General features: G+C 60.3%; 27 protein-coding genes. 21 read left to right on the top strand and 6 right to left on the bottom strand.

From position 1 onward, the window contains the following. The first annotated feature begins 3 nt into the window (after positions 1–3). From flaF to ACS5Q1_RS01735, 16 genes are all read left to right on the top strand, one after another. Positions 4–351 carry a flagellar biosynthesis regulator FlaF gene (gene flaF, locus ACS5Q1_RS01810; protein WP_203442391.1) on the top strand — a complete coding sequence of 116 codons (348 nt, stop codon included), beginning with the start codon at positions 4–6 and terminating at the stop codon, positions 349–351. After that, the gene (gene flbT, locus ACS5Q1_RS01805; protein ID WP_473096589.1) at positions 348–770 is read left to right on the top strand and encodes a flagellar biosynthesis repressor FlbT; all 423 of its coding nucleotides are present in this window, start codon (positions 348–350) and stop codon (positions 768–770) included. Before flaF ends, flbT begins: the two co-directional genes overlap by 4 nt. A gap of 14 nt (positions 771–784) precedes the next feature. After that, a complete protein-coding gene (gene flgD, locus ACS5Q1_RS01800) occupies positions 785–1,180 on the top strand; it encodes a flagellar hook assembly protein FlgD (RefSeq protein WP_473096588.1) in 396 nt (131 codons plus the stop codon). 2 nt (positions 1,181–1,182) lie between these two features. Continuing rightward, a complete protein-coding gene (locus ACS5Q1_RS01795) occupies positions 1,183–1,449 on the top strand; it encodes a flagellar biosynthetic protein FliQ (protein WP_203444047.1) in 267 nt (88 codons plus the stop codon). A 123-nt stretch (positions 1,450–1,572) separates the two neighbouring features. Further along, the gene (flhA, locus tag ACS5Q1_RS01790; RefSeq protein ID WP_203442394.1) at positions 1,573–3,648 is read left to right on the top strand and encodes a flagellar biosynthesis protein FlhA; all 2,076 of its coding nucleotides are present in this window, start codon (positions 1,573–1,575) and stop codon (positions 3,646–3,648) included. Continuing rightward, positions 3,645–4,400 carry a flagellar biosynthesis protein FliR gene (gene fliR, locus ACS5Q1_RS01785; protein WP_473096587.1) on the top strand — a complete coding sequence of 252 codons (756 nt, stop codon included), beginning with the start codon at positions 3,645–3,647 and terminating at the stop codon, positions 4,398–4,400. The genes flhA and fliR overlap by 4 nt, the downstream gene beginning before the upstream one ends. Positions 4,401–4,405: 5 nt before the next feature. Then, positions 4,406–4,804 carry a hypothetical protein gene (locus ACS5Q1_RS01780; protein WP_473096586.1) on the top strand — a complete coding sequence of 133 codons (399 nt, stop codon included), beginning with the start codon at positions 4,406–4,408 and terminating at the stop codon, positions 4,802–4,804. Between the two features lie 50 nt (positions 4,805–4,854). Then, positions 4,855–5,367, top strand: coding sequence for a rod-binding protein (locus ACS5Q1_RS01775; RefSeq protein WP_473096585.1), 513 nt, complete (start codon positions 4,855–4,857; stop codon positions 5,365–5,367). A 41-nt stretch (positions 5,368–5,408) separates the two neighbouring features. Then, positions 5,409–5,756: a hypothetical protein gene (locus ACS5Q1_RS01770; protein WP_473096584.1), complete on the top strand. Its 348-nt coding sequence runs from the start codon at positions 5,409–5,411 to the stop codon at positions 5,754–5,756. Then, positions 5,753–6,202 carry a hypothetical protein gene (locus tag ACS5Q1_RS01765; protein WP_246776736.1) on the top strand — a complete coding sequence of 150 codons (450 nt, stop codon included), beginning with the start codon at positions 5,753–5,755 and terminating at the stop codon, positions 6,200–6,202. The genes ACS5Q1_RS01770 and ACS5Q1_RS01765 overlap by 4 nt, the downstream gene beginning before the upstream one ends. A gap of 52 nt (positions 6,203–6,254) precedes the next feature. Then, on the top strand, positions 6,255–6,638 hold the full coding sequence (locus ACS5Q1_RS01760) for a response regulator (protein WP_473096583.1): 384 nt from the start codon (positions 6,255–6,257) through the stop codon (positions 6,636–6,638). A gap of 4 nt (positions 6,639–6,642) precedes the next feature. Next, positions 6,643–7,758, top strand: a complete 1,116-nt coding sequence (locus ACS5Q1_RS01755; protein ID WP_473096582.1) for a protein-glutamate methylesterase/protein-glutamine glutaminase — start codon at positions 6,643–6,645, stop codon at positions 7,756–7,758. Continuing rightward, complete coding sequence (locus tag ACS5Q1_RS01750; protein WP_473096581.1) at positions 7,755–8,606, top strand: CheR family methyltransferase; 852 nt, start codon at positions 7,755–7,757, stop codon at positions 8,604–8,606. The genes ACS5Q1_RS01755 and ACS5Q1_RS01750 overlap by 4 nt, the downstream gene beginning before the upstream one ends. A gap of 401 nt (positions 8,607–9,007) precedes the next feature. Next, positions 9,008–9,940, top strand: coding sequence for a flagellin N-terminal helical domain-containing protein (locus tag ACS5Q1_RS01745; RefSeq protein WP_473096580.1), 933 nt, complete (start codon positions 9,008–9,010; stop codon positions 9,938–9,940). A 74-nt stretch (positions 9,941–10,014) separates the two neighbouring features. Further along, positions 10,015–10,593 carry a hypothetical protein gene (locus tag ACS5Q1_RS01740; protein WP_473096579.1) on the top strand — a complete coding sequence of 193 codons (579 nt, stop codon included), beginning with the start codon at positions 10,015–10,017 and terminating at the stop codon, positions 10,591–10,593. Positions 10,594–10,649: 56 nt separating this feature from the next. Continuing rightward, complete coding sequence (locus ACS5Q1_RS01735) at positions 10,650–11,438, top strand: DUF1217 domain-containing protein (protein ID WP_473096578.1); 789 nt, start codon at positions 10,650–10,652, stop codon at positions 11,436–11,438. A gap of 4 nt (positions 11,439–11,442) precedes the next feature. Here ACS5Q1_RS01735 and ACS5Q1_RS01730 read toward each other — a convergent pair whose 3' ends face one another. Further along, positions 11,443–11,817 carry a hypothetical protein gene (locus ACS5Q1_RS01730; protein ID WP_473096577.1) on the bottom strand — a complete coding sequence of 125 codons (375 nt, stop codon included), beginning with the start codon at positions 11,815–11,817 and terminating at the stop codon, positions 11,443–11,445. A 191-nt stretch (positions 11,818–12,008) separates the two neighbouring features. Between ACS5Q1_RS01730 and ACS5Q1_RS01725 the strand changes: the two genes are divergently transcribed. Beyond that, positions 12,009–12,146, top strand: coding sequence for a hypothetical protein (locus ACS5Q1_RS01725; RefSeq protein WP_473096576.1), 138 nt, complete (start codon positions 12,009–12,011; stop codon positions 12,144–12,146). 330 nt (positions 12,147–12,476) lie between these two features. Then, on the top strand, positions 12,477–13,151 hold the full coding sequence (locus tag ACS5Q1_RS01720; RefSeq protein ID WP_473096575.1) for a transglutaminase-like cysteine peptidase: 675 nt from the start codon (positions 12,477–12,479) through the stop codon (positions 13,149–13,151). A gap of 92 nt (positions 13,152–13,243) precedes the next feature. On the opposite strand, the gene ACS5Q1_RS01715 is transcribed toward ACS5Q1_RS01720, so the two are convergent. Further along, the gene (locus ACS5Q1_RS01715) at positions 13,244–13,867 is read right to left on the bottom strand and encodes a hypothetical protein (protein WP_473096574.1); all 624 of its coding nucleotides are present in this window, start codon (positions 13,865–13,867) and stop codon (positions 13,244–13,246) included. A 167-nt stretch (positions 13,868–14,034) separates the two neighbouring features. Here ACS5Q1_RS01715 and ACS5Q1_RS01710 point away from each other — a divergent pair, with 167 nt between their 5' ends. After that, positions 14,035–15,705 (top strand): methyl-accepting chemotaxis protein, encoded by a 1,671-nt coding sequence (locus tag ACS5Q1_RS01710; RefSeq protein ID WP_473096572.1) that lies wholly within the window; start codon positions 14,035–14,037, stop codon positions 15,703–15,705. Between the two features lie 249 nt (positions 15,706–15,954). Next, a complete protein-coding gene (locus tag ACS5Q1_RS01705) occupies positions 15,955–16,368 on the top strand; it encodes a response regulator (RefSeq protein WP_473096571.1) in 414 nt (137 codons plus the stop codon). Positions 16,369–16,558: 190 nt separating this feature from the next. Here the strand turns inward: ACS5Q1_RS01705 and ACS5Q1_RS01700 are convergent, their stop codons facing one another. Beyond that, positions 16,559–20,029, bottom strand: a complete 3,471-nt coding sequence (locus ACS5Q1_RS01700) for an indolepyruvate ferredoxin oxidoreductase family protein (RefSeq protein ID WP_473096570.1) — start codon at positions 20,027–20,029, stop codon at positions 16,559–16,561. A 160-nt stretch (positions 20,030–20,189) separates the two neighbouring features. On the opposite strand from ACS5Q1_RS01700, the gene ACS5Q1_RS01695 reads away from it, so the two are divergent. Continuing rightward, the gene (locus ACS5Q1_RS01695) at positions 20,190–20,645 is read left to right on the top strand and encodes an Lrp/AsnC family transcriptional regulator (RefSeq protein ID WP_473096636.1); all 456 of its coding nucleotides are present in this window, start codon (positions 20,190–20,192) and stop codon (positions 20,643–20,645) included. A 304-nt stretch (positions 20,646–20,949) separates the two neighbouring features. Here the strand turns inward: ACS5Q1_RS01695 and ACS5Q1_RS01690 are convergent, their stop codons facing one another. The 3 genes from ACS5Q1_RS01690 to paaZ are packed head-to-tail and all read right to left on the bottom strand — an operon-like array spanning position 20,950 to position 25,541. After that, positions 20,950–21,369, bottom strand: coding sequence for a PaaI family thioesterase (locus tag ACS5Q1_RS01690; protein ID WP_473096569.1), 420 nt, complete (start codon positions 21,367–21,369; stop codon positions 20,950–20,952). A 57-nt stretch (positions 21,370–21,426) separates the two neighbouring features. Further along, positions 21,427–23,517, bottom strand: a complete 2,091-nt coding sequence (locus ACS5Q1_RS01685; RefSeq protein WP_473096568.1) for a 3-hydroxyacyl-CoA dehydrogenase NAD-binding domain-containing protein — start codon at positions 23,515–23,517, stop codon at positions 21,427–21,429. Then, positions 23,514–25,541 carry a phenylacetic acid degradation bifunctional protein PaaZ gene (gene paaZ / locus ACS5Q1_RS01680; RefSeq protein WP_473096567.1) on the bottom strand — a complete coding sequence of 676 codons (2,028 nt, stop codon included), beginning with the start codon at positions 25,539–25,541 and terminating at the stop codon, positions 23,514–23,516. Before paaZ ends, ACS5Q1_RS01685 begins: the two co-directional genes overlap by 4 nt. Positions 25,542–25,672: the final 131 nt, after the last annotated feature.

The following is a 25,672-nucleotide window of genomic DNA, read 5'->3' as shown; positions in this document are numbered from 1 at the left end:
GTAATGTATCGTTTTTCCTACGCAGAAGTTATCGAAGACTCTTCCAGAGAAGGCCGTCAACGTGAATACGAACTCTTTGATCGCGCCATCAACCTGATGAAAGGCGCCGAGGGGAAGCCCTCGCAATCCCCTGAAATGATCGATGCAATCGTTTTCGTTCAACGGCTTTGGACTTTCCTGATCAAAGATCTGGGGCATCCTGACAACGGGTTGTCCGATCAGCTGAAAGGGCAGCTCATTTCCATCGGCCTCTGGGTGATGCGTGAATCGGATCGTGTAGTCCGGGGTGAGCAGAAAAGTCTCGAAGCGCTGATCGATATCAATGCCATGATCCAGGAAGGTCTGAAATGAAAGCCAAAATGCGATTCTCCCTCAAGGCCGGTGAGCGCATCTTTATCAATGGCGCCGTCCTGACCGTCAGTCAGAAGGTAACGTTGAGTCTTCTGAACGAAGCGCGCTTTCTCCTGGAGAGCCATGTTCTCCAGGTCACGGAGGCGACGACCCCGATGCGTCAGCTCTATTTCGTCGTGCAATCTCTCCTGATCAATCCGCAGGAAGCGGGCAAGGTCATGGGTGCGTTCCGCAAGCTGCACGATGCTCTGCTCCAGGTCTCAACCGATGAGGGCGTGAAGGATACCCTGCGCAAGGTCGGCGATCTTGTGGAGGCCGACCGGACATTCGAGGCGCTGAAGCTCATCCGAACCTTGTTCGAGCCGGTCGAGGCTCATCAACCCACACCAGAGGAAGCCGCCGCAGTTCAGGCGGCATAATTAGGAGCCTCACGATGAACGTCTCCTCAGTCTCAAGTGCTTTCACCACGCAGCGATCGACCACGACCGAAAGTTCTTCGACCGTCAACTACGACAATTTCCTGAAGCTGCTGATGGCGCAGATGACGAACCAGGATCCGACCGAGCCCATGAAGTCGACCGACTACATGGCTCAGCTCGCGACCTTCTCTCAGGTCGAGCAGACCGTGAAAAGCAATTCCAAGCTCGATGCCCTGCTAACGTCTTCCGCGTGGTCGCAGGCTGACAGTGTTATCGGTCGCAAGGTCTCGACCGCCGATGGCAAGGTCTCGGGCGAGGTATCCTCCGTCACGATCACCAGCGAGGGGGCCGTCGCAAGGCTCAAGGATGGGACTCATCTCCTTCTCGGCCCAGGCGTTGTTGTGAGCTGACGATGAACGAGGTCGATGCCCTTGAGCTTGTGCGGGCAGCCATTTGGACCGTCATCATTGCTGCAGGACCTGCCGTCGCCGCGGCAATGATCATCGGTATCGTCATTGCCCTCATTCAGGCACTGACGCAGATCCAGGAAGTCACTCTCACCTTCATCCCGAAGATTATCGCCATTCTGGTAGTGGCCCTCGTGACGGGATCCTTCGTCGGGTCGCAGATCTTCGCCTTTACCGAACTGGTTTATGGCCGAATTGTAACAGGGTTCTAAATCGTCGCCGTTGGAACGGCATGCGGGGTGAGGAGCAGCTCCTCAAGGCGGGTTTGCGACCCTCGCGCAAGCTTCATGGTTCATGTGTCAGTCTCACCGTTCATTCGTTGAGCTGACAGGCACATGGAAGCAAGTGAAGTTACAGCCCAAGGGCGCGGCAGGGATTTGGCATTCGCCGGCGCCGTGGTCGGCATCCTTGCCATTCTTTTTCTCCCGATTCCACCGCTTGCGATCGATATGGGTCTTGCCCTCTCGGTTGCGCTGTCCGTCCTGATCCTGATGGTGGCGCTCTGGATTCAGAAGCCTCTCGAGTTTTCCGCTTTCCCGACCGTCCTCCTCATTGCAACTTTGTTGCGACTTGCGCTGAGTATCGCTTCGACTCGTCTCATCTTGTCCGATGGCCACAAAGGCGTCGATGCCGCAGGTCATGTGATCAGTGGCTTCTCCCAGTTCGTGATGAGCGGCGATTTTGTCATCGGCATCGTCGTCTTCATCATCCTGATCACAGTCAACTTCCTGGTCATCACCAAGGGCGCGACCCGTATCGCCGAGGTGGGCGCCCGGTTTACGCTCGATGCCATTCCCGGCAAGCAGATGGCGATCGATGCCGATCTGTCCGCGGGCCTGATCGATGAGAAGGAAGCCCAGAAGAGACGGCGTGAGCTCGAAGAGGAGAGCGCCTTCTTCGGATCCATGGACGGTGCCTCGAAATTCGTCCGCGGCGAGGCTGTCGCAAGCCTGATCACGATCGCGGTCAACATCTTTGGCGGCATCGTCATCGGCGTCACGCGTCACGGTATGCCTCTGTCCAAGGCAGCCGATGTTTTCGTCCAGCTCTCCGTCGGTGACGGACTAGTCAGCCAGATTCCGGCTCTTGTCGTCTCCCTGGCTGCGGGTCTCCTGGTCTCGAAGGGTGGAACGAGGGGGCAGGCACAACAGGCCGTGCTCGGGCAGCTTGGTGCCTATCCCAGGGCCCTCATGGTTTCTGCTGCCCTGATGTTCGTCTTTGCCATCGTGCCAGGTCTGCCGATGATCCCATTCCTGGTGCTCGGCGGCTGCATGGGTTTCATCGCCTATTCGATCCCCAAGCAGAGGGCCGATCAGGAAGCGCAGGCTCAGGCCAAGCTGGCGCAGGAGCAGCAGCAGAACCTTTTGGAATCGCGTGACTCGGTCAAGGAATCTCTGAAGCTCGCCGAGATCGAGCTCTGCCTCGGCAAGCATCTGGCGTCCTATCTTGCGAGCTCGCACGGGGACTTGGCGCACCGCGTCGGCAAGATGCGCAAAAAGTTCGCTCAGGATTACGGTTTCGTTCTGCCGGATGTGAAGCTCTCCGACAGCCTCATGATTCCGCCGAAGAGCTATCAGATCAAAATCCACGGCACCGTCGTGGCGACGCAGGAAGTCCGCCCGGGCGATCTTCTCGTCGTGCTCGGCGATGGCCCAACGCCCGACGTTCCGGGAGATGAGGTACGGGAGCCGGCCTTCGGCATGAAAGCCTTGTGGGTTTCGGACGTCTATCTGAACGAGATCAAGCGACAGGGCTTTCAGGCCGTGGACGGGGCCTCGGTTCTCCTCACGCATCTGAGCGAAGTGATCCGCAACAACCTGCCTCAGCTTCTGTCCTACAAGGACGTTCGCAATCTCCTGGACGGTCTCGATTCCGAATACAAGCGTCTCCTTGACGACATCTGCCCGTCGCAGATCTCCTATTCCGGACTTCAATCCGTCTTGAAGCTCCTGCTGGCCGAGCGGGTCTCCATCCGCAACCTGAGCCTGATCCTCGAGGCAATCGCCGAGATTGCCCCTCACGCTCGCCGGGCCGAGCAACTGGTGGAACATGTGCGGGTGCGGATCGCTCAGCAGATCTGCGGCGATCTCGCAGAGGGAGGCGCCCTGAATGTGCTCCGGCTCGGCAACAAGTGGGATATCGCATTCCATCAGAGCCTGAAGCGGGATGTAAAGGGTGACGTCATCGAGTTTGACATCGATCCGCGTCTCGTCGAGCAGTTCGGAGCCGAGGCATCCGACGCCATCAAGACCCGCATGGGACAGGTTCATACCTTTGCCGTCGTGACGGCGCCGGATGCTCGTCCTTATGTGCGCATGATCATCGAGCGTATGTTCTCGTCCCTGCCGGTTCTGTCGCATCTGGAAATCGCCCGGGGGGTCGAGGTCAACTCGCTTGGTACGATCTCGTGAGCCAGGTAACCCCTGAGATCCTGCTGGGGATCTTCCTGATCTTCTGCCGGATCGGCGGGTGCCTCATGATCGCTCCGGGCTTTTCGAGCAGCCGGATTCCGATCCAGGTGCGGCTCTTTATCGGATTGGCCACCAGTCTGGCGCTGGCTCCGGTCCTTCTGGAGAAAGTTCAGGCCGGCATCACATCTCAGGCTCCTGCCGCGATTCTGGTCTATATCGGGTCGGAGTTGCTGACCGGCCTCCTGATCGGTCTTTTGGGGCGCGTGTATTTCCTGGCGCTGCAAACGATGGTGAGTGCCGTCGCGATGGCGCTGAGCCTCGGCAGCATGCCGGGAACACCGATCGATGAGGCGGAGCCTCTGCCTCCGATCAGTTCCTTCATCATGATGGTGGCGACGGCCGTTCTCTTCCTATCCGACCTTCATTGGGAGCTGTTTCGCGGGCTCATCGCCTCATACTCACGGCTGCCAATGGGGGAGGGTTTCGGCACGAGGCTCTCGCTGACGCAGCTGGTCGACCAGATTGGCGTCGCCTTCGTGCTCGCCCTCAGGATCAGCAGCCCCTTTATCTTGTATTCGGTTATCGTCAATCTGGCGGTCGGGTTGACCAACAAGCTCACGCCGCAGATCCCGGTTTACTTCCTGGCGACTCCCTTCATCATGATCGGTGGATTGCTGATCGTCTACTTTGCCGCAAGCGATTACATTCTCCTTTTCATGGAAGCGTTCTCAACCTGGTTGCGGGACGGGTAGGGTAGATGAAACAGAGAATTCGAAAAATCGACCGCATCCTGAAGGTCCAGCAGCATCTTCAGAAGGAGGCCGAGCTGAAGCTCGCCAATCTTCAGAGGGAAGCGTCGGAGCTCAAGGTTGCCCAGGAGACGCTCATTCAGACGATGAACGATCATGAGACGCTTCACGGCCTCTTCGTCGATGTCGCCGCCAAGCGCCTGCAAGGATTGGCGTCTCAAGCCAGCGCAGTCGAGAAGGCGAAGGCGGTGCAGAAGGTCGTCACCCTTGACAAAGCGATGCAGTCGAAGCGGACGGAGAAGATGCTGTCCGGCCTCAAGGATCAGGACCGCCGGGATGTCGAGAAAAAGGATCTCGCTTCCATTCTTGAGACGCTCGCAAAGGGAAAGAGCGCAAGCTTCCCGTAAGCTAGCCAGGTTACATGTTGTCTCAAGTCGAGAAACTTGAGAGATGCGAGATGGCGATCAGCCCGCCCTCAGATATTGTCAATGACGTCGCGAGGGCAGCAGATCCCGCGCGCTATCAAGCCGCGGCGCAGAAGCTTCTTGATGGCGCGTCTGCCGTGGATGGAGCCAGCTTCGAGGATGCCGTGAAGTCCGTGGCCGGTCAGCCTCTGATGGCGTCCGGTGCCGATGTTTACACCCTCCGGAACTCGCTTCGTAACGACGCTGAGTCAATCAGTGCCACCAAAACGAAGAAGGCCCACCAGGAATTCGAAGCCTATATTCTTCAGACATTCGTCGAGTCCATGCTCCCGAAGGATGCGGAGAACACCTATGGCAAGGGTAACGCCGGATCGATCTGGAAGTCCATGATGGCTGAGCAGATCGGAGCGCAGATTTCGAAGGCAGGTGGCATAGGCATTGCAAAGCAGTTTCTCGGTTCCAGAGATGCAGCCCCGTCATCAGATATCCTAACCGCTCCGCTGGCGCCGAATTTCTCCGGTAAGATTGCACCCCAAAAGATTTGACGAGGTTGGCGGCCGATCATCGCCAGAAAGCAGGAAGCAACATGATGCTGATGAAGTCCCTGGATCGTCTTGAAGAAACTCTGGATATGGAAACCGCTGCTCTCATGGCACGGGACCTATCCAACCTCGAGGAATTCAACCGGCGCAAGAGCCAATGCCTTCTTGAGATCAGCCGAATCGTCCGGACTGCCGAAATCCACACCCTCGATCAGAAGGCAACGAAGCGTCTTCAGGATCTCCAGTCAAAGATCGAGGTCAACCAGGATATTCTGCGGCGTCACATGCATGCCGTGCAGGAGGTCGCGAGCATCATCTCGAATGCGATCCAAAGCGCGGAGTCCGACAGCACCTATTCGGCGCATATGAACAAGGCGGGCTACGGCGCATGATGAAGAACGTCATGGCAGGGTTCTGGGTTTGTGCCGTAACGCTGGCATCCTGCTATGCGGCCGTGACCTGGACCGTCGGCAAGGCACCTGCCGAGGAGAAGGGAAATTACGAAGGGTTGCAGTATAAGAAGCTGCCCCCGATGAATATCCCGATTGTCGCGGAAGGGGCCGTGCAGGGCTATGTGATCGCGAATCTGGTCTTCACGGCTGATGCCAAGACCCTGCGCGAAATCTCAGTGCCGCCAGAGGCCTTCATCCAGGACGAGGTCTTTCGCCATGTCTATGCCGATGAGACGCTCGATTTCAAAAAGCTCTCTCGCTACAACGTCAATGGAATGATCGGTAATGTACGGGAGAAAATCAATAAGCGTTTAGGAGCCGAGATCGTCAAGGAGATCTTGGTCGAGAATTTCAACTTCGTCGATAAATCCGACATTCGCTCCTGATGCCAGCCTTCCATCTGAAGCAGCAGGGCGATGAGGCCTGGGAATTTCTTTCATGAATTATTGCCTGATCATTGATGACTCCCGCGTGATCCGGAAGGTATCCCGCGAAATCGTCGAGAGCCTCGAATTCCGCGTCTCGGAGGCCGAGAACGGTGAGGCGGGCCTGAAGGCCTGTCAGACTGAAATGCCGGACGTGATTCTCCTCGATTGGAACATGCCCGTCATGGACGGCTACAGCTTCCTCAAGGAGTTGCGCAGCACTCCGGAAGGTCAGGCGCCGAAAGTCGTCTTCTGCACGACGGAGAACGGCTTGGATCATATTACGCGTGCGCTGGAGGCCGGCGCAGACGAATATGTCATGAAGCCTTTCGACAAGGGCATTCTCGCGGCCAAGTTCCAAGAGCTGGGCGTTCTTTCCACATCGCATTCGGTGTAAGACGATGGCGCTCGCTCCTGTATCCCGGACAAGCTCGAGCCCTGGTCGCTCCACCCGCGTGATGATCGTGGATGACAGTGCCGTCATTCGCGGCATGATCGGTCGATGGCTCACCGAAGCGGGCGGCTTCGAGATTGTCGCCACGGCATCCAACGGCCGAATGGCGGTCGATTCCGCGGAACGTTCGAAACCCGAGATTATCCTGCTCGATATCGAGATGCCGGAAGTCGACGGCCTTGCGGCTCTGCCGCTGATCCTGAAGGCGCACCCGGCAAGCAAGGTGATCGTGATCTCGACCCTCACACAGAGGAATGCCGAGATCTCCCTAAAATGCCTCTCGCTCGGCGCTGTCGATTATCTGGCGAAGCCTGAAAGCGCGCGGGCGGCTGGGGCGGCGAATGATTTTCGCCGCGACCTCGTCGAGAAGATGCGAGCGTTGAGTGAAACAAGGACTCGCCAACCCAGGACTTATGCAGCGCTGACTCCGACGGCTGTCTCTTCGCTTCCGCTGTCTCCCGTAAGATCCAGTGTCACGCGGCCACAATGTCTTCTGATTGGCTCCTCCACGGGCGGTCCACGGGCTGTTGAACGGGTTCTGTCAGACATGCGGCCGGTGCTGCCGAGTATCCCAGTGCTGATTGTTCAGCATATGCCGGCAATGTTCACTGCGGTCTTTGCAGAACATCTGCAAGCTCTGTTGTCCATTCCGGCACGAGAGGCGAGAGATGGAGACGCTATCGTCCCCGGAACGATTCTCGTTGCTCCCGGCGGGAGGCATATGGGAGTCGCATCGTCCGGCGGCAAGGCGATCATCCGGCTCAATGACGGACCTCCCGAGAACTTCTGCCGTCCAGCCGTCGATGTCCTGTTCCGAGAGGCCGCGGCGGTCTATGGCGCATCGGCGCTTGCCGTTGTCCTGACCGGCATGGGCTCGGACGGAACGCATGGCGCGCGCTTCCTCACGAAGGCGGGTGCGGCCGTGATCGCCCAGGATGAAGCGACGAGCATCGTCTGGGGAATGCCGGGCAGCGTCGTGAAGGCGGGCCTCGCTCACGAGGTTCTTCCCCTGGAATCCATCGGCCGCTCGTTGAAAGGCCTCATGACTGGAGCTTCGAAATGACCGAATCCGAATTCGAAGCCCTGCGCGTCTTTTTGAAGGCCCGGTCGGGCTTGGCCCTCTCGCCTGACAAGCGATATCTCGTCGAGAGCCGCCTCTCATCCGTCTGCACGCGTTTCAAGATCGAGAGCCTGTCGCACCTCGTCCGTGAGATCAGGACTGGTCGCGTGATCGCACTCGAGAAGGCGACGATCGAGGCGATGACGACGAACGAGACCTTCTTCTTTCGCGACAAGACGCCTTTCGATCTCTTCCAGGATGTCCTGCTTCCCAAGTATCTCAAGGAACGGGCGTCCAGCCGCAGGTTGCGGATCTGGTGTGCCGCGGCATCGAGTGGCCAGGAGCCGTATTCTCTGGCGATGCTTTTGAAGGAAGCTTCTGCCCGGATGCCGGGATGGCACATCGATATCATTGCCTCTGACATCTCCACGGACGTGCTGGAGAAGGCCAGGGCAGGTCTCTACAACCAGTTCGAAGTGCAGCGCGGATTGCCGATCCGCCTTCTCGTGAAGTACTTCACGCAGGTGGGTGATCAGTGGCAGATCTCACCCGAGATCCGGTCAATGGTGGACTTCCGCTATCTGAACCTCCTCGACGATTTCAGCCGTCTGGGACCGTTCGACATCGTTTATTGCCGCAACGTTCTGATCTACTTCGACGCGCCTCTCAAAGCCGATGTGCTGCGCAGGATCGCCAACACGATGGCGGCGGACGGCTCGCTCCTCCTCGGGGCATCCGAGACCGTGCTCGGGGTCACGGACGCCTTGGCGCTGGATCCGGCTCATCGCGGTCTCTACGCGAAAGCCCTGACGGCGACTGCGCCGAAAATGTTTGCCGTCGGGGCACGTTAGGCCTCTCCAGGAACCGAATACTGGCTCCTTCATGAGAAGCGTCCGGCCTATGGCTGGGCGCTTTTTCCATTCCGGGCAAGGTGCTGCTATAGTTAACAAACTGTAAATACATAGTTTTTTTGCGAAAGTTGTTATCCTTCTGCTTGACGGGACGGACGGGCATCGGTAAACAGTGAAGCACAAGCACCGCTGATGAAGTGCTCATTCACTTCAGGTGCCAAGAAAGCACTATGGTACGCCTTCCGATGAAGGCCAGGCATGATGCCAATCCATTTTGCCGGTAAAAGCCCGGATGCCATGTGAGCAGCGGATCGAGATTCCCTCGAGGCATGAGGCCACTCCGCTGGGTCGGTTAAACTCCGACATTCCCTGAACAATCACCTCATTCAAGGAAGAAGCACATGTCTTCGATCAACACGAACCTCTCCGCCATGACCGCCCTGCAGTCGCTGAAGGCGACGCAGAATGCGCTGAACAAGAACCAGAACCAGATCTCCACGGGTCTGCGCGTCGGCGAGGCCTCGCACAATGCCTCCTACTGGTCGATCGCCACAACCATGAAGTCCGACAACGGCGCTCACAGCGCAGTGAAGGACGCGATCGGCCAGTCCAAGGCGATGATCAACACCTTCAGCTCGGCGCTGGGCAAGACGCTGGTCTACCTCAACAAGATGAAGGAAGGCTTGGTTTCCGCCCAGCAGCCGGGCGCGGACCTCGCCAAGATTCAAACCGAGTTCAAAGCCAATATCGAAGGTATGAAGAGCGCCGCTACCTCGGCGCAGTTCAATGGCCAGAACTGGCTCGTCACCAAGCCAGGCGCTGCTGCCGGAACTGCAGCTCTAGATGTTAAGCTCGTCACGTCCTACGATGCTTCCACAAACGCGGTTGGAACGCTTGCTATTCAGGTCGAGGATATCCAGCTCTTCGAGACCGACACAGCAACGGTCGGTGGCATCCTGAAGGCCACTGCAACAGATGCGTATAAGGCTTCAGTTGTTGACATCGATCTAACCAACGCAACCTTCACGGCCGGCACGGCTGCTGCCAAAGAAGCCGATCTGAAGACAATGCTGCAGACCATCGACACTGCCATTGATGCGGTGACGAAGGGCTCGGCGATGCTTGGCGCCAACAAGGCCCTGCTCGAGACGCAGGAAGAGTTCATCGGCGTTCTCTCCGACTCGCTGACGGCCGGTGTGAGCACCTTCATCGATGCCGACATGAACGAGGCTTCGACCCGCAACCAGGCGCTGCAGACCCAGCAGCAGCTCGGCGTGCAGGCTCTCTCGATGGCGAACCAGAACAGCCAGATGATCCTGAAGCTCTTCCAGTAAGAGTTCTGGCATCTACCTGAAGGGAGCCTCGCCTTGCAAAGGGCGAGGCTTCTTTCGTTGAAGAGGGTATTGCGATGCTGAAGAAGCTATCGTTCCGTTCCCGTATTACGGCGCGGATGGTTGGTCTCGCCTCCATCGGGGCGTTGCTCGCCACCTCAAACGAAGCGGGTGCCGTGGCGAACTGGTTCGGATCATGGGATTACGTGCTCAGGCACGATGCCGAGGGACAACCTCTGGCGGCTTTTGCCCGCCTGCGAGGGGAGAACGGTTCCCTCCTGTGGCTGACCTGCCGGCGCCAGGTGCTGGACAGCGACCAGCTGCCGGTATCGTTCATCACCGCTGCTATTGCCCAGAAGCAATTTCTCGGCCGGAGCGATTCTCGCGGAAGGAGCACCGTCTACTGGTTTGACGGTGGCTCTCCGGAGGTCGGCCATTGGATCTATCGTGACCGATACGGCCAGATCCCGCAGCCCGAACAGGTTCATGCTTTCGTCGATAAGCTTGCGCGGGCGCAAAGCCTGACGGTTGAGCTGTCGAATTACCGCTATGAAACCCGCAAGCTCGAATTCCATCTCAACGCAGGGGATACGAGGAACGTTGCCGACAGGTTCAGGCAGGATTGCCGGGATATTCTCCGCGAGTCAGTCGAATGAATCCGCTCAATCCCTGAGTCAGGCCCCCTCGCAACCAAGCTACGGAAAGCTGTTCCATGATCAGCACATCGGCACGTTACCAGATCATTTCGAACAATCTCGCCCGGACCAAGGCCCTGATCGAGAAGGATCCTGCGACGAAGCGGGAGATCGGGTACTATCAAGCCAACATCAAGAACATCAAAACGATTGATGAATTCATCAAGAACGACCGGATCTTCAAGTTCGCCATGAAGGCCTATGGGCTTGAGGACATGGCTTTCGGCAAAGGCCTCATCAAGAAACTGCTCCAAGAGGGCGTCTCGAGTTCGACAAGCATGGCGAACAAGATGACGAATCCACTCTACAAGGAGTTTGCCAAGGCCTTCGATTTCGTCGGGAAGGGGGCTGCCGCGACATCCGCCGCGAGCGCCACGACAGAGGCGGTTGAAAAATATGTCCAGTTGACGCTCGAAACGAAAGAGGGAGAGCAGAACCAGGGCGTTCAGCTTGCCATGTATTTCAAGCGGAAAGCTTCGTCAGTCACGAAGACGATGGGCATTCTAGCCGATAAAGCCTTGCTCAAGTTCGTACAGACTACGTTTGGTATTCCGGAATCGGCTTCAAGGGCTGATCTCGATATCCAGGTGAGAAACCTTGAGAAGCATCTGAATGTAAAGGATCTACAGGATCCAAAGAAGGTCGACAAGCTCATTCAGCGCTTCAGCGCCATGTGGGATATCAACAATGCCAGCACGACCATGGCTGCGCCAGTTCTGACGCTCTTCGATCAGTCGTCGGTGCAGCAGGGGTTCAGCGTGGACCTGATGATGAGCATCACCAAGCTCAGGCTCGGCGGCTCATAACCCGCTATTTTGAAACGACGTCGACGACGATCCGCTCGTTGGCGGGTATTGCATCGGACGGCGCTCTTACGACGAAGACGCCGCTGCAGGTTGTCGTGACCTTGCGGACCGGTGTGCGGTGCTTGTCGGCGCCGATCAAGTAATTCACCGTGTAAAAGGGCTCGCCGCCAATGAAGGTAGTCTGCTTGCTTTCGAAGATGTAGCCGACCTGGATTGGGTCGATCCGATAGACCGTTCGAGGTGGTCCCCAGGCGGCGATGCGCGCGGAAATGGGCTTGCCGATATAGTCCGAACACGACAGGGCGACCGTTTCCTGGGCGATCGGCACACAGCCGCCGGCGCCGATGGCCACTGCGAGCGTTACGAAGAGCGTTCTCAAGCAGATCTCCCAAGGAACTCTCAATGGTCTTTGTTTCAACAATATATGCCTGATTCAGATGAGCTGAAGCCGTTCCTATGAACGTAGTAAACCTCGAGCCCGCGCGATGACGCTGTAAAAGCACTTCGTCAGGTTCGGGCAAGCTTGCGATGCCATACAAAGGAGTACCTCTAAATGATGAGGAGAGTTCCATGGCTGTCATTCTCGTGCCGGTCGTCGCTGCATCCCTGGTCGGGCTTATTGGAATGCCTGTCATGCGGCTCATGATCTCTTCGAAGAGAACGAAGCATTGGGCCAGAAGTCGCAGCATGGCACAGAGCCGATACTGAACGAAACGATGCCCCCATGGGTCGAGGCGCTGAATTGACATGCGCCGATCATGATTGAAGTTAGAGAGTGAGATCCCGATCGCTCATTGGAGTGACCATTTCACCGAGTCCGGACACCGATCGGGAGACGAATAGGCCGAATTTATTTGGAAACGCTCGGCACTGATCTTTCCTCTTCATTCAAATAGGTCTTCGGAACTGGTTGCTTGCTCTGTTGCTGGAAGTCAACAGTGTCAGGTCGTTCGTGACCTTGCGACGAGTTCCTGCTTGCGCTGAGCTTCCGCTGCTGACAGCTTTATTGAAAAGAATAATGCTGAACAGGTGCGGGGCATGTGCGGGATTACTTTCGAGATTTTAGGGGGGCGGAGTAAACGCCTCAATCGCATTCTCACTTCGGCCGGCCTCGGCGCTGTTGTCCTGTCCGTCATGGTCGGAGCCGGTTCGGCTCTTGCATTTTCTCAATCCGCAATGCCCGTGCACGGCGATGCTCTGTTCTCGGTTGGAGCGGCTGGGCCGACCCCGGCCTGGGTCGAGTTCTGCACGCAGCAACCTCAGGAATGCGCTCACAACCTTTCCGAACCCGACACGATCGTTCTCGATCGGGAGATCTGGAAAACCATCGTCGATGTGAACGAGCGGGTGAACAAAGAGATCCTGCCGGTAACGGATCAGGATCATTGGGGGGTCGCGGATCGTTGGGATTATCCGGATGATGGACTCGGCGATTGCGAGGACATCCAGTTGCTGAAGCGCCGTCGTCTCACCGAAGCGGGCCTGCCACAACGAGCCCTGCGCATGACGGTGGTCATCGACGAGCTTGGAGCCGGGCATGCCGTGCTCATGGCGAGAACGGATCGCGGCGATTACATTCTCGACAACAAGCGCAATGCCGTCCTGCCCTGGCAGCAGACAGGCTATCGCTATGTGAAGCGGGAAGGGACCGACAGTGCAGACTGGGTCTGGCTTGGAAACCAGACGGCACCGATGGTGACGGCGACGAAATAAGCCATGAGACTGTAGGACAAAGCCCGATTTCAGCGTCGCTCAAGACGGCGCGAAGGCATCATGCGGGGCATTGAGATTGTGCCCTTGCGCTCTTAGCTCGACACTCGCGCAGCCGGTGATTGGGTGATCATGGTCTCGGTGGTCAGCACCACCCAGCCGGCATCGGAACGCTCAATGGAGATGACCTGGCCGATTCCCGGCAGCGTCATTCCGGGCGTGACCCACCAGAGGCCTTCGGGACCTTCGATCAGAGCGGATCCGCCTGTCGCCCGATGGACGACGTAGCGCTGGAACTGCGCTCTTCTGTCGATGCTCTGCGCTGCCGTGCTTCCCGTGCGCCCTGCCAGTTCCGCGTCCTTCTTGGTCAGCGAACCCGTTGTCGCGGGGCTCAGATCGACGGAGCGCGTCGCGTTCGCCGGGACGGCTCTGCCGATGGTCGTGTCGGTCACGGCCGACGTGAGATAGGTATAGCTATCGCTGAAATGCAGGGCATAGACCGGCAGGGCAATGGCCGAGAGGGTGAGGGCCAAGCCCAAGCACATCACGATCCGGTCGCCCACCGCCTCGCGGGCGCGGATGGATTCTTCGATGCGTTGAACCTTGCGCTCTCGTTGTTCGGCCGTGGAGACCGGGCCCTTGACGTTTCCGGCCCTGGCCACCTGCTCCAAAACCTTGTCGAACCGAATGCCCATGGAAACCGCCACGTTGAGAATCACGTGCAATCATTCCTATGGGTTTATACTTAACAATCCGTCACCTGATCTGGAGAAACTTGGCCGTATCCACCTGAAGGATAAGACAAGCCTCACACAAGCATCCGCGCGATATCCTGAAATGCCATTCATGGATGTTGCGCGGTGGCTTTGGTGCTTCGGGGTTGATAATGAAGATTAGAACGAAAATTTTTGCGCTCGTCGCGGCGTTGAGCGTTGTCGCCGTCATGACGGCTGCGGTCGGCATCAGCACGCTGCAAACCTACAACCAGGCTGTCGAGGATGTCAGGCTCGCGGCGACCGGCGCTCTCTATGGAGAGCGTCTCAATCGGCTGGTCACCCATGTCGTCATGGAAGCCAGGGGCATCTATGCCTCGAAGGATACCACCGAAGCACGTAAGTTCGGCGACGGGCTTCTTGCGACGCTGAAGGACATCGATGGTCTCCTGAAAGAATGGGAACCGATCGTCCCGGACGACAGCAAGGCGCTGTTCGACGCCGTGGTCAAGGATGCCGCGGAGTTCAAGAAGTTCCGTTCCGAGACGGTTCGCCTGGGCACCGATGTCTCGCCCGTGGCCGCCAATGCGCAGGGCAACAACGACGCCAACCGCGCCAACCGGAAAGCCTTCCAGGCCAGCATCGATGCCCTGACCAAGCGGGGAAGCGAGGAGATCGCTGCTGTCGATCGGCGAGCAACCGAATTGTATGACCAGCGCCTGATGCTGCTCATCTCGATTGCGCTGGCGGGTACTCTCATTGCGCTTCTGATCGGCTGGCTCGTTGGTCATCGCCAGATCGCGCAGCCGCTGAAACGCGTGACCGAAGCCATTCAGAAGCTCGCCGCGGGTGACTACAACCTGCCGCAGGCGAAAGCCGGCAAGGATGAGGTCGGCGATATCTGGAAGGCGACCCAGGTGTTCGCCGGCGCCATGCAGGAGGCGGAACATCTGCGACATGCGCAGACCGAAGCCGAGAAGCAGGCTGCCGAGCGACGCAGGATCGAGATGATGACGCTGGCCCAGAGCTTCGAGGGTAGCGTCGGCGGTCTCGTTCAGCATCTTTCAGTGGCTGCCCAGCAGATGGAAGCAACAGCCCGCTCGATGGCCGTGACCGCTCAGCAGACCAACCAGCAATCGAACTCGGTGGCGGCCGCGGCGGAGGAGACCTCGAGCAACGTTCAGGCCGTCGCGGCAGCTGCGGAGCAACTCGCGGCTTCCTCCAACGAGATCGGTTCGCAGGTTTCGCAGACGTCCATTGCCGCGGCGAGAGCCGTGCAGAATGCGCGCAAGACCAACGAACTCGTGGAAACGCTGGCCGATGGTGCGCAGAAGATCGGCGAGGTCGTCGCCCTGATCAACACGATCGCGAGCCAGACCAATCTTCTCGCGCTCAATGCCACGATCGAAGCTGCCAGAGCAGGCGAGGCCGGCAAGGGCTTCGCCGTCGTGGCCGCGGAAGTCAAGGAACTTGCAAACCAGACTTCGCGCGCGACCGAGGATATCAGTTCCCACATTCATCAGATCCAGCAATCGACGAAGGACGCGGTCGAGGCCATCCGTGATATCGGTCTGACCATCGAAGAGGTGCATCAGGTTGCGACCAGCGTTGCCGCGGCCGTCGAGGAGCAGCAGGCTGCCACGCAGGAGATCGCGCGGAATGTCAGCGAAGCGGCAAGGGGTACGCAGGATGTGAGCGAGAGCATCGTCCAGGTTCAGGGGGCCGCAACCCATGCCGGTTCGGCCGCGTCCCAGGTTCTGGCCGCGGCCGGCGAGCTGGCATCCAACTCGCATGCCTTGAGCAAGGAGGTCGATGGCTTCCTCCAGAATGTCCGCGCCGCTTGAACCTGAGCGGTGAGCAGGATCTGGCTCCGTCAGAGCCGGATCCTGTTTTCAAAAGGCACTTTCCGTTTCTGCGAAGCCGGCCCCAGTTGAAGAAGCCCTATCCGTCACAGGATATCGTGGATCGCATCAAACAGCTCGCGGTCAGGGCTCGCCGTCCCTGACAAGATTCCTGTCACGGCGCGAGCCTTTGGACGGCTCACGCCTGTGCGACCGATGGGAACTGGATCGGGGCAGGCCCGTTTCTGCTGCATGAAGCCGCACCGTAGGATCCTCAAGCAGCCGGTGGTCCTCCTGGTCGAAGACGAACCCCTCGTTCGTCTCACCCAGGTCGATATCCTGCGGGAGGCCGAGTTCTGGGTCGTCGAGGCACAGGATGCCGACGAGGCCTTCGATCTGCTGAAGACGCGCCCCGACATCTCGGCCGTGCTCACGGACGTGAACATGCCAGGCTCCATGGACGGATTCGAGTTTGCGCGTCTCGTCCGGCAGGGATGGCCGGAGGTGGGGGTGCTCGTGATCTCCGGCAAAACCGGCCCCGGCCCGGGCGATCTGCCGCCCAACACCGACTTTCTTCACAAACCCATTCGCCCGGACGATCTGGTGGCGGCCCTTGTCAAGGTCATGGCGACAACGCCGCAAGGCAGCATGACTCAGGAATCTTAAAGCCAAGTCATTCAGAGAACAGACCCGCGTGTCATCCCCGGCGAGCGAAGCGAGGGAAGGGGATTCACGATCAGGCGTAGCGCGATGGATTCCCTTCCCCTCCGCTGCGCTCCGACCGGGAATGACACTGTTGCCTCCTCTCCCACGTCATGACCGGCACAAGGCCGGTGATGGTGGGGAGAGGTGGCCATCACGCGCGAAGCTGCTGCGGCTCGCGGTTGTCCATCATCACGGGCTCCGCGGCCAGACGCTCCCACAGGCGCTCGACATGCGACTGCACCTGATGAATGGCGGCGTCCTTGACCGGGCCGTAGCCGCGAATGTCCATCGGGGCTTTGGCAATGGCGAGCAGGTCGGTGAAGCGCTGTTGATCGAGATTGCCGAGAATCCTGTCGATCTGATTCTCGTACCAGCCGATCAGGGCCCGTTCCGTGCGCCGCTCGGCCGTGTAGCCGAAGATGTCGAACGGCGTGCCGCGCAGCATCTTCAGCTTGGCGAGAACGGACATCGGGGTCTGGATCCAGGGACCGAAGCTGTGCTTCCTCGGGCGGCCGCGGGCATCGAGCTTCGAGGGCAGAAGCGGCGGCGCCAGATGGTAATGTACCGTGAAGTCGCCCTCGAATTTCTGCTGCAGCTCATCGAGGAAGCCGGTTTCCATGTGAAGGCGCGCGACCTCGTATTCGTCCTTGTAGGCCATGAGCTTGAAGAGAGCGCGCGCCACGGCGTCGGTCAGCGTCTCGGACCCGAGCGCGCTTTCCGCCTTGCGGACGCGCGCCACCATGGCCGCAAATCGAGCGGCATAGGCAGCATTCTGATAATCGGTGAGGAACGCGACCCGCCGCGCGATCACCTGATCGAGCGTCTCGATCTCGTCCGGTTTGTCGCCGGCCGCCCGGTGCACGACGTCAGGATCGGCGCTGAGCAGCCGGCCCCAGGCGAAGGCCTGCTTGTTGCGCTCGACGGTGACCCCGTTGAGTTCGATGGCGCGCGACAGGGCTGCGAGTGAAACCGGCACGAGCCCCTGCTGCCATGCAAAGCCGAGCATCATCACGTTGGCATAGACGGTGTCGCCGAGCAGCGTCTCGGCAAGCGCGTTGGCATCGAGCGTCGCCATGTTCCCAGTTCCGATCACCCGCTCGATGGCGCGCAGGCGCGTGCGGCTGGCGAGATCCGCATCGCGGAAACGCACCACGTCGCCAGTCGGCATCTCCGCCGTATTCACCACGGCCCGCGCGCCATGGCGATAGGTGCCCGACGCCTTGGGCGAGGAGCTGACGACGAGATCGCAGCCGATCAGTGCATCGGCGGCACCCTGGTCGATGCGGACCTGATGAAGCGCGTCGGGGTTCGCTGCAAGCCGGATATAGCTCAGCACGGGGCCGAATTTTTGTGCGAAACCGGTGAAATCCAGCACCGACACGCCGCGTCCTTCCAGATGCGCCGCCATGCTGATGAGCGCGCCGATGGTGACGACACCGGTACCGCCGACGCCGGTCACCAGCAGATCGAATGGCTTGTCGAGAGCGGGCAGGGCAGGGGATGGTAGCGTCGCGGCCCGCGCAGCAGCGTCGAAACCCGTCGTGGTCTTGGCCCGGCGGGTGGCGCCTTCCACCGTGACGAAGCTGGGGCAGAAGCCTTCGAGGCAGGAAAAATCCTTGTTGCAGGTGGAGAGGTTGATCTTGCGCTTGCGGCCGAACGGCGTCTCTTTCGGCTCGACGCTCAGGCAATTGGACGCCACCGAACAATCGCCGCAGCCTTCGCAGACGAGGTCATTGATATAGGCGAAGCGCTTCGGGTCCTCCATCTGGCCGCGCTTGCGGCGGCGACGCTTTTCCGTGGCGCAGGCCTGCTCGTAGATCAGCACCGTGACGCCGGTGATGTCGCGCAGCTCCTTCTGCACCGCATCGAGGTCCTCGCGCGGATGAATCGTCACGCCTTTCGGGAGGTCCGCCGGGATGAATTTTTCAGGATGGTCCGACACCAGTGCGATGCGCGACACGCCTTCGGCGCGAACGCTGTGCGCAATGGCGTAGACGCTCACCGGACCGTCCACCGGCTGGCCGCCGGTCATGGCGACTGCATCGTTGAACAGGATCTTGTAGGTGATGTTGGCGCCTGCCGCGATGGCCTGCCGGATCGCCATGGAGCCGGAATGGTAATAGGTGCCCTCGCCGAGATTCTGGAAGATATGCCCCTGGCCTGTGAATTTCGATGATGCGGCCCAGTTGACGCCCTCGCCTCCCATCTGGATCAGCGACGAGGTCTCGCGATCCATCCAGCTCGCCATGAAGTGACAGCCGATGCCGGCCAGCGCCTTCGAGCCTTCCGGCACCTTCGTCGAGGTGTTGTGCGGACAACCGGAGCAGAAATAGGGCGTGCGCGTTGCGCCCGGCACGGCGATCACGCGCTCTGCGTCTGGCGTGAGCGCCGCCGCACGCTGTGTCAGGTCGAGATCGGGAAAGATCGGATCGAGGCGCCTTGCGAGAACGCCGGCAAGGAAACGTGGCGAGAGCTCGCCCGTCCACGGGATGAGCCGTTCGCCGGTCTCGTCATGCTTGCCGACCATGCGCTCCGGCTTCGAGCCCGGATAATCGTAAAAGTATTCCTTGAACTGGCTCTCGATGATGCCGCGCTTTTCCTCGACCACAAGGATCTCGCGCTTGCCCTTCACGAACTCCAGCGCATCGTGCAGGGCGAGCGGCCACACCATGCCGACCTTGTAGATGTCGATCCCGCGCGCGCGGCATGCGGCCTCATCGAGCCCGATCAGCCGCAGCGCTTCCATCAGATCGAGATGGGCCTTGCCGGCGGTCACGATGCCATAGGTCGCTTGCGGAATATCGTAGATGCGGCGGTCGATGGGGTTGGCCTTGGCGAAGGCATAGACCGCATGCTTCTTCGCCTCCATGCGCTCTTCGATCTGAGGCCCCGGCAGATCCGGCCAGCGATAATGCAGGCCGCCGGGCGGAGGCGTGAAGTCGGGTTCCCGGAACTGTCGGGGAGGATGCAACTCGACGGAGACGCCGGATTCGACGATCTCCGAGACCGCCTTGAAGCCGACCCACATGCCGGAGAAGCGGCTCAGCGCATAACCGTATTCGCCGAACTCGAGATATTCGCTGACGCTTGCCGGATGGAGCGTCGGCATGAACCAACTCATGAAGGCGACGTCGGATTGATGCGGCATCGACGAGGATACGCAGCCATGATCGTCGCCGGCGATCACCAGCACGCCGCCATGGGGCGACGAGCCATAGGCGTTGCCGTGCTTGAGCGCATCGCCCGAGCGGTCGATGCCGGGCCCTTTGCCGTACCAGAGGCCGAACACGCCCTGGACCTGCCTTTCGGGATTGGTCTCCACCTGCTGCGAGCCGAGAACCGCCGTGGCGGCGAGATCCTCGTTGACGGCGGGCAGGAACTCGATCCGGTGCTCTTTCAGCTGATCCTTCACACGCCAGAGTTCGAGATCGACGCCGCCGAGCGGCGATCCCCGATAGCCGGACACGAAGCCTGCCGTATCGAGCCCTGTTTCTTTGTCCCGCTTGGCCTGATCGAGCACGATGCGGACGAGGGCCTGTGTGCCTGTCAGAAAGACCCTGCCTTTTTCACGGCTGTATCGGTCGGCGAGCCGATAGGAATCGAGTGAGGAAGCGTGGTCCATGAGCCTGATCCCGGAACGAGAAGCGCCACTTTGCCGGCTTCTCTAGAATAATCCTGAACTGCTGGTAGGTGCTTTCTATTCATTCCCCTTCAAAGGCGCTTTCCGGTAGATATTCTGCGAGTAGGACCTATAAATGGTAGAAAATACCATAGAGGGTGTCATGCTGGAGAAGCAGGACGAGCACATTCTGGCGCAGCTTCAGAAGGAGGGGCGCACCACGAACCAGCAACTGGCGGAGGATGTGGGCATGTCCACCTCGGCCTGCTGGCGGCGCGTGCGCGCACTCGAGGAATCGGGCGTGATCGTGGGTTATTCGGCCCTCGTGGACCGGGAGAAGGCGGGGTTTGCGACCTCCGCCATCTTGCATGTATCGCTCGAGCGGCACGATGCGAAATTCGTCGACGAGTTCGTTTCTCGTGTCACGGCGCGCGCCGAGGTCATGGAGTGCTTCGCGACCACCGGCGATGCCGATTATCACCTGCGCGTCGTGGTGCGCGACATGAAGGCCTACAACGAGTTCCTGGACGAGTTCATGTTCCGACTGCCCGGCATCCGCTATGTCCGCACCAACGTGGTCCTGAAGGAGATCAAGACCAGTGTGGCGCTGCCGTTCTGAGAGGTTGGCTTATGGACAACGAAACGCGTGTTTCCCTCCCCCTTATGGGGAGGGATGAAGGGTGGGGGCGGAAAGTTAGAACGCTGCATTTGATTCAAGACACAAGCCGCCTCTACACGTCATCACCGGCCTTGTGCCGGTGATCCCGATTGGAAAAGAGCGGTGCTTCACAGCATCGGGATGGCCGAGACAAGCCCGGCCATGACGAGAAGGTCTCACTCAGTCGAGCCATCTCTTCCCTGCAAAGGAAGAGGAAGACAGTGTACAGCTTTTATGAACCAGTCTCTGAGCGGTAGGCGAGACGCTATTTGCTCTCCGGCAACAGAGCATAGGCAAGCTGTGCCATCGCCACGGGGCGCGTATCGCTGTCGGTGGTGAGCGTCACGCTCCCGAACGCCATGGTCCGTCCGAGGCGAACGACCTTTGCCTCCGCCAGCACATCGGCATTGGCCGCGGGACGCAGGAAATGCATGGTCTGGTCCACCGTCGTCATGGGGCGATAGGCGCCTCCGGCAGAGGAGGCCGCGAACACCATCGCCGTATCGGCAAGGCTCATGAGCGCCTGGCCGCAGATCACGCCATTGTCGCGACAGAGCTTTTCAGAAAATCGCATGCGCAGGACGGCGCCTTCATTACTGAGGCTCTCGATTGAGAGGTTGAGCTCCTGCACCCAGGGCGCGAAGACGCCCGTGATCATCTCCTCGGCGGTTGCTCTGTCGAACATGAATGATCCCCCCATCATTGGCTTTTATCGTTCATTCCGCGCTCTTGAGGCGCGGGTTTACGGATAGAACTTCGCGTTCGAGGCCGCGCGGCTGGCGAGGCCGTCGGCGACCTCCCAGCCGGGACCGTCCCGTTCGGCCCGCTCCCTCGCCTGATCGAGAATGGATTGCAGTCCCACGCGGTCCGCCTCGAACAGCGGCCCGCCGCGCCAGGCCGGATAGCCATAGCCGTGCATCATCACCACATCGACATCGAGCGGACGCTCGACGATGCGCTCGTCGAGGATCTTGCAGGCTTCGTTGACGATGGCGGCCCGGATGCGCGACTGGATCTCGTCTGCCGAAATCGAGCGCCGTGTCAGCCCGCGCCGCTGCGAGGATTCCTCCACGAGCGCGGTGACGAGGGGATCGATCTCTCGCTTGCCGCCCTCATAGCGATACCAGCCGGCTCCGGTCTTGCGCCCGAAGCGGCCTGCTTCGCAAAGGTGGTCGGCAATGTCGACATAGCGCTCGCGCGGATCGCGGGTCGGCGCCAGACGCTTGCGGCGAGCCCAGGCGATGTCGAGGCCCGCGAGATCCGATACGGCAAACGGCCCCATCGGGAATCCGAAGGCTTCGAGAGCCGCATCGACCTCATGCGGCAGAGCGCCTTCCTCGAGCAGATACTCCGCCTGCTGGCGATAGCGCGACAGGATGCGGTTGCCGACGAAGCCGTCGCAGACGCGGCAGACGACCGGAATCTTGCGCAGACGCTTGGCGAGGCTCAGGCCCGTGGCGACGACATCGTCGGCCGTCGTATCGGTGCGCACGATCTCGAGGAGTTTCATGATGTTGGCGGGGCTGAAGAAGTGCAGCCCCACCACATCGACCGGCCGCGATGTGGCGTCGGCTATCAGGTTGATGTCAAGGTAGCTGGTATTCGTTGCCAGGATTGCGCCGGGCTTCAGGATCGCATCGAGATCGCGGAACAGCGCCCGCTTGACCTCCAGATCCTCGAACACCGCCTCGATGACGAGATCGCGATCCGACAGGGCATCCGTCCCGACCGCATAACTAACGGCCTGCAGGCGTTCGTCCCTTGCCGCAGCTGTGAGCCGGCCGCTCGCAACCTGCTTGTCGTAAACGTCCGCGATCCGCGCCTGCCCGGCTGCGAGGGCCTGTTTGCTCGTCTCGACCACTTTGACGTCGAAGCCTGCATCGGCAAAGGCAATGGCGATGCCGGAGCCCATCGTTCCGGCACCAACGATCCCGACCTTCTGGACGGGACGCGGCTCAACTGAGTCGAGCCCCGGAAGGCGTGTGACTTCCCGCTCGGCAAAGAAGGCATGGCGCAGGGCGGCCGACTGCTCGGACGAACGCAATGCGAGGAACGTCTCACGCTCCCGTGCCATGCCGTCGCTCAGCGGCAGAGTAGCAGACAGCAGGACAAGTTCCGCAGCCTTGCCGGGCGCCTCGGCGCCTCGGGCCTTCTTGCGGATGTCCGCGACTTTTGCAGCGGCAGCCTGGGCCTCCATATCGGTCACAGTCTGCTCACCGGTGCGGCGCAGCGGCTGGCCGATCAGTTCTCGCGCGAGTTCCACCGCATCCTGACGCAGATCGCCGGAGGAGAGGCGGTCAATGAGGCCGAGGCGCAGAGCTTCCGCCGCCTTCACGGTTCTTCCGCTCGTCACGAGATCGAGGGCAGCTTCCAAGCCGACAAGCCGAGGCAAACGCTGCGTGCCTCCGGCTCCCGGAACCAGCCCGAGTTTGACCTCCGGCATGCCAAAACTCGCGTCAGGCACGGCCACACGGGCATGGCATGCCAGCGCAATCTCGCAGCCGCCGCCGAGAGCCGTGCCGTGAACCGCCGCCACGACCGGCTTGGAGCAGGCCTCGACGGCGTTGATCACATCGGGCAGATGAGGCTCCCGAGGAGTCTGACCGAATTCGCGAATGTCCGCTCCCGCCACGAAGGTACGACCGGCGCAGGCAATCACGACAGCTTTGATCTGCGAATTGCGGTCGACCTCCTGAATTGCTGCGAGCAATCCCGCTCTGACCGCCTGCGACGTGGCATTGACCGGAGGATTGTCGATCTCAATCAGGGCGATAGGAGTCGTCTGGACCAGCCTGACAGGTTCTGTCCCATCAGGTGTGACTGCCGCCGTCATGGGCGCACCGCGTTCATCGTGAGGAGCTCATAGGTCGCGACCGTTTCACCCTTGTCCGTCATGATCTCCACGTCCCAACGTACCTCGCCGTATTGCTCGTTGCGCGGCGATTTGGATTTGGCCGTCAGCCGGACCTTGATGGTCTCGCCCGGCTGTACGGGTTTGATGAACCGTAAGGAATCGAGACCGTAATTGGCAAGCACCGGTCCGAGATCCGGATCGACAAACAAGCCTGCTGCGAAGGACAGGAGCAGATAGCCATGGGCGACGCGGCCGGGGAAGAACGGATGGTTCTTCGTCGCCTCCTCGCTCATATGCGCATAGAAGGTGTCGCCGGTGAATTCCGCGAAATGCTCGATATCCTCGAGGGTGATCGTGCGCTCCTTCGAGACGAAAGTCTGGCCGATGGCGAGATCCTCGAAATAGTAGCGGAAGGGGTGTCGTCCCTCTTCGATGGTCGGAGCGCCCTTGATCCAGCTTTGCGTCACGCGGGAGAGCATCGCGGGCGAGCCCTGCAGGGCTGTGCGCTGCATGTAGTGGTGCACGCCGCGGATGCCGCCGAGTTCTTCGCCGCCGCCGGCGCGTCCGGGCCCGCCATGAACCATGTGCGGCATCGGCGAGCCGTGCCCGGTCTGCTCCTTGGCGCAGTCGCGGTCGATCAGCACGAGGCGCCCGTGGAAAGCGCCGACGCCGAAGACGAGGTCGGCCGCCGTGGCGGGATCGTAGGTATAGAGGGAGGCGACGAGACTGCCGTCGCCGCGATTGGCCAGGGCCACGGCCTGATCGAGCCCGTCATAGCCCATCACCGTGCAGACGGGCCCGAAAGCCTCGACGCTGTGCACGTTGGTGGCGCGGATCGGGTCCGGGCAATGCAGCAGGAGAGGGGGAAGGAAGGCGCCGCGCTCGCGGTCCGCGCCTTCGACCGCAAAATTATCGGGATCGCCCACAACGATGTCCGCTTCGCCCCGCAGCTTCGCCACCTGCGCTAGCACATCGCGGCGCTGGCCGAGGCCGACGACGGGCCCCATGCGGACGCTCTCGAGCTCCGGGTTGCCGACCTTGATCTTGGAGAGCCGCTCATCCAAAGCCTCGATCACGGCAGATACATGGGCGCTGGGGGCAATGGCGCGCCGGATCGCCGTGCATTTCTGCCCGGCCTTGACTGTCATCTCCTTCGCGACCTCCTTGATGAAGAGGTCGAATTCCGGCGTGCCCGGTCCGGCGTCAGGTGCAAGGATCGCCGAATTCAGGGAGTCGCGCTCGGCGACGAAGCGCACGGATTCACGGGCGATGACCGGATGCCGCTGCAGCTTCTGAGCCGTGTCGGCCGAGCCGGTGAAGGATACGACATCCTGGCAGGTCAGGTGATCGAACAGATCGCCCGTGGAACCGACGATGCACTGGAGTGCGCCATCGGGGAGGATGCGGGATTCCGCGATCATGCGCACGAGCGCATGTGCCACATAGGAGGTGATCGTGGCGGGCTTCGTCATCACCGGCACGCCGGCCAGGATCGCCGGCGCGAGCTTTTCGAGCATGCCCCAGCAGGGGAAGTTGAATGCGTTGATGTGAACGGCGACGCCATGCAACGGCGTCATCACATGCTGGCCGACGAAACTGCCGCCCTTCGAAAGGGATTCGACATTTCCATCCAGAAGGAAGGTAGTGTTGGGCAGCTCGCGCCGGCCCTTGGAGGCATAGACGAAAAGCGTGCCGATGCCGCCATCCACGTCGATGAAGTTGTCCGTGCGGGTAGTCCCGGTCTGGTACGAGAGCTTGTAGAGCTGGTCCTTGCGCTCTGACAGATGAATGGCAAGACGTTTCAGCATCTCAGCGCGCTGATGGAAGGTCAGCCGACGCAAGGCGGGGCCGCCGACCTGCCGGGCGTAAGCGAGCACCCCGCCCATGTCGAGACCGCCGCTCGCCACTTCGGCAACCACGTCGCCGGTGACGGCACTGCAGATCTGGGCCAGGTCCTGGCCGGGCGAGATCCAACTTCCGCGAACGAAGCTTTCAAGTCTCATGGGGCACCTTGGGATGATCCGCGCAGCCGCATTGGCGATGCTGCTATCCTGCCTGTATTATTAACCGACCGGCCGGTTAGTCAAGGAATTTTGGGAGACGCCCCGCCGGGCGTCAAGGCTCGACAGTTGCA

The organism is Microvirga sp. GN3, from assembly GCF_055792825.1.
Note: the sequence above shows the minus strand (reverse complement) of the source record. Positions and strands in the feature narration are given on the sequence as shown.

Bases quoted from the DNA above. Each gene is read 5' to 3' on its own strand.
- flaF (WP_203442391.1), top strand. From the start codon at position 4: ATGTATCGTTTTTCCTACGCAGAAGTTATCGAAGACTCTTCCAGAGAA.
- flbT (WP_473096589.1), top strand. From the start codon at position 348: ATGAAAGCCAAAATGCGATTCTCCCTCAAGGCCGGTGAGCGCATCTTT.
- flgD (WP_473096588.1), top strand. From the start codon at position 785: ATGAACGTCTCCTCAGTCTCAAGTGCTTTCACCACGCAGCGATCGACC.
- ACS5Q1_RS01795 (WP_203444047.1), top strand. From the start codon at position 1,183: ATGAACGAGGTCGATGCCCTTGAGCTTGTGCGGGCAGCCATTTGGACC.
- flhA (WP_203442394.1), top strand. From the start codon at position 1,573: ATGGAAGCAAGTGAAGTTACAGCCCAAGGGCGCGGCAGGGATTTGGCA.
- ACS5Q1_RS01780 (WP_473096586.1), top strand. From the start codon at position 4,406: ATGAAACAGAGAATTCGAAAAATCGACCGCATCCTGAAGGTCCAGCAG.
- ACS5Q1_RS01775 (WP_473096585.1), top strand. From the start codon at position 4,855: ATGGCGATCAGCCCGCCCTCAGATATTGTCAATGACGTCGCGAGGGCA.
- ACS5Q1_RS01770 (WP_473096584.1), top strand. From the start codon at position 5,409: ATGATGCTGATGAAGTCCCTGGATCGTCTTGAAGAAACTCTGGATATG.
- ACS5Q1_RS01765 (WP_246776736.1), top strand. From the start codon at position 5,753: ATGATGAAGAACGTCATGGCAGGGTTCTGGGTTTGTGCCGTAACGCTG.
- ACS5Q1_RS01760 (WP_473096583.1), top strand. From the start codon at position 6,255: ATGAATTATTGCCTGATCATTGATGACTCCCGCGTGATCCGGAAGGTA.
- ACS5Q1_RS01755 (WP_473096582.1), top strand. From the start codon at position 6,643: ATGGCGCTCGCTCCTGTATCCCGGACAAGCTCGAGCCCTGGTCGCTCC.
- ACS5Q1_RS01750 (WP_473096581.1), top strand. From the start codon at position 7,755: ATGACCGAATCCGAATTCGAAGCCCTGCGCGTCTTTTTGAAGGCCCGG.
- ACS5Q1_RS01745 (WP_473096580.1), top strand. From the start codon at position 9,008: ATGTCTTCGATCAACACGAACCTCTCCGCCATGACCGCCCTGCAGTCG.
- ACS5Q1_RS01740 (WP_473096579.1), top strand. From the start codon at position 10,015: ATGCTGAAGAAGCTATCGTTCCGTTCCCGTATTACGGCGCGGATGGTT.
- ACS5Q1_RS01735 (WP_473096578.1), top strand. From the start codon at position 10,650: ATGATCAGCACATCGGCACGTTACCAGATCATTTCGAACAATCTCGCC.
- ACS5Q1_RS01725 (WP_473096576.1), top strand. From the start codon at position 12,009: ATGGCTGTCATTCTCGTGCCGGTCGTCGCTGCATCCCTGGTCGGGCTT.
- ACS5Q1_RS01720 (WP_473096575.1), top strand. From the start codon at position 12,477: ATGTGCGGGATTACTTTCGAGATTTTAGGGGGGCGGAGTAAACGCCTC.
- ACS5Q1_RS01710 (WP_473096572.1), top strand. From the start codon at position 14,035: ATGAAGATTAGAACGAAAATTTTTGCGCTCGTCGCGGCGTTGAGCGTT.
- ACS5Q1_RS01705 (WP_473096571.1), top strand. From the start codon at position 15,955: ATGAAGCCGCACCGTAGGATCCTCAAGCAGCCGGTGGTCCTCCTGGTC.
- ACS5Q1_RS01700 (WP_473096570.1), bottom strand. From the start codon at position 20,029: ATGGACCACGCTTCCTCACTCGATTCCTATCGGCTCGCCGACCGATAC.
- ACS5Q1_RS01695 (WP_473096636.1), top strand. From the start codon at position 20,190: ATGCTGGAGAAGCAGGACGAGCACATTCTGGCGCAGCTTCAGAAGGAG.
- ACS5Q1_RS01690 (WP_473096569.1), bottom strand. From the start codon at position 21,369: ATGTTCGACAGAGCAACCGCCGAGGAGATGATCACGGGCGTCTTCGCG.
- ACS5Q1_RS01685 (WP_473096568.1), bottom strand. From the start codon at position 23,517: ATGACGGCGGCAGTCACACCTGATGGGACAGAACCTGTCAGGCTGGTC.
- paaZ (WP_473096567.1), bottom strand. From the start codon at position 25,541: ATGAGACTTGAAAGCTTCGTTCGCGGAAGTTGGATCTCGCCCGGCCAG.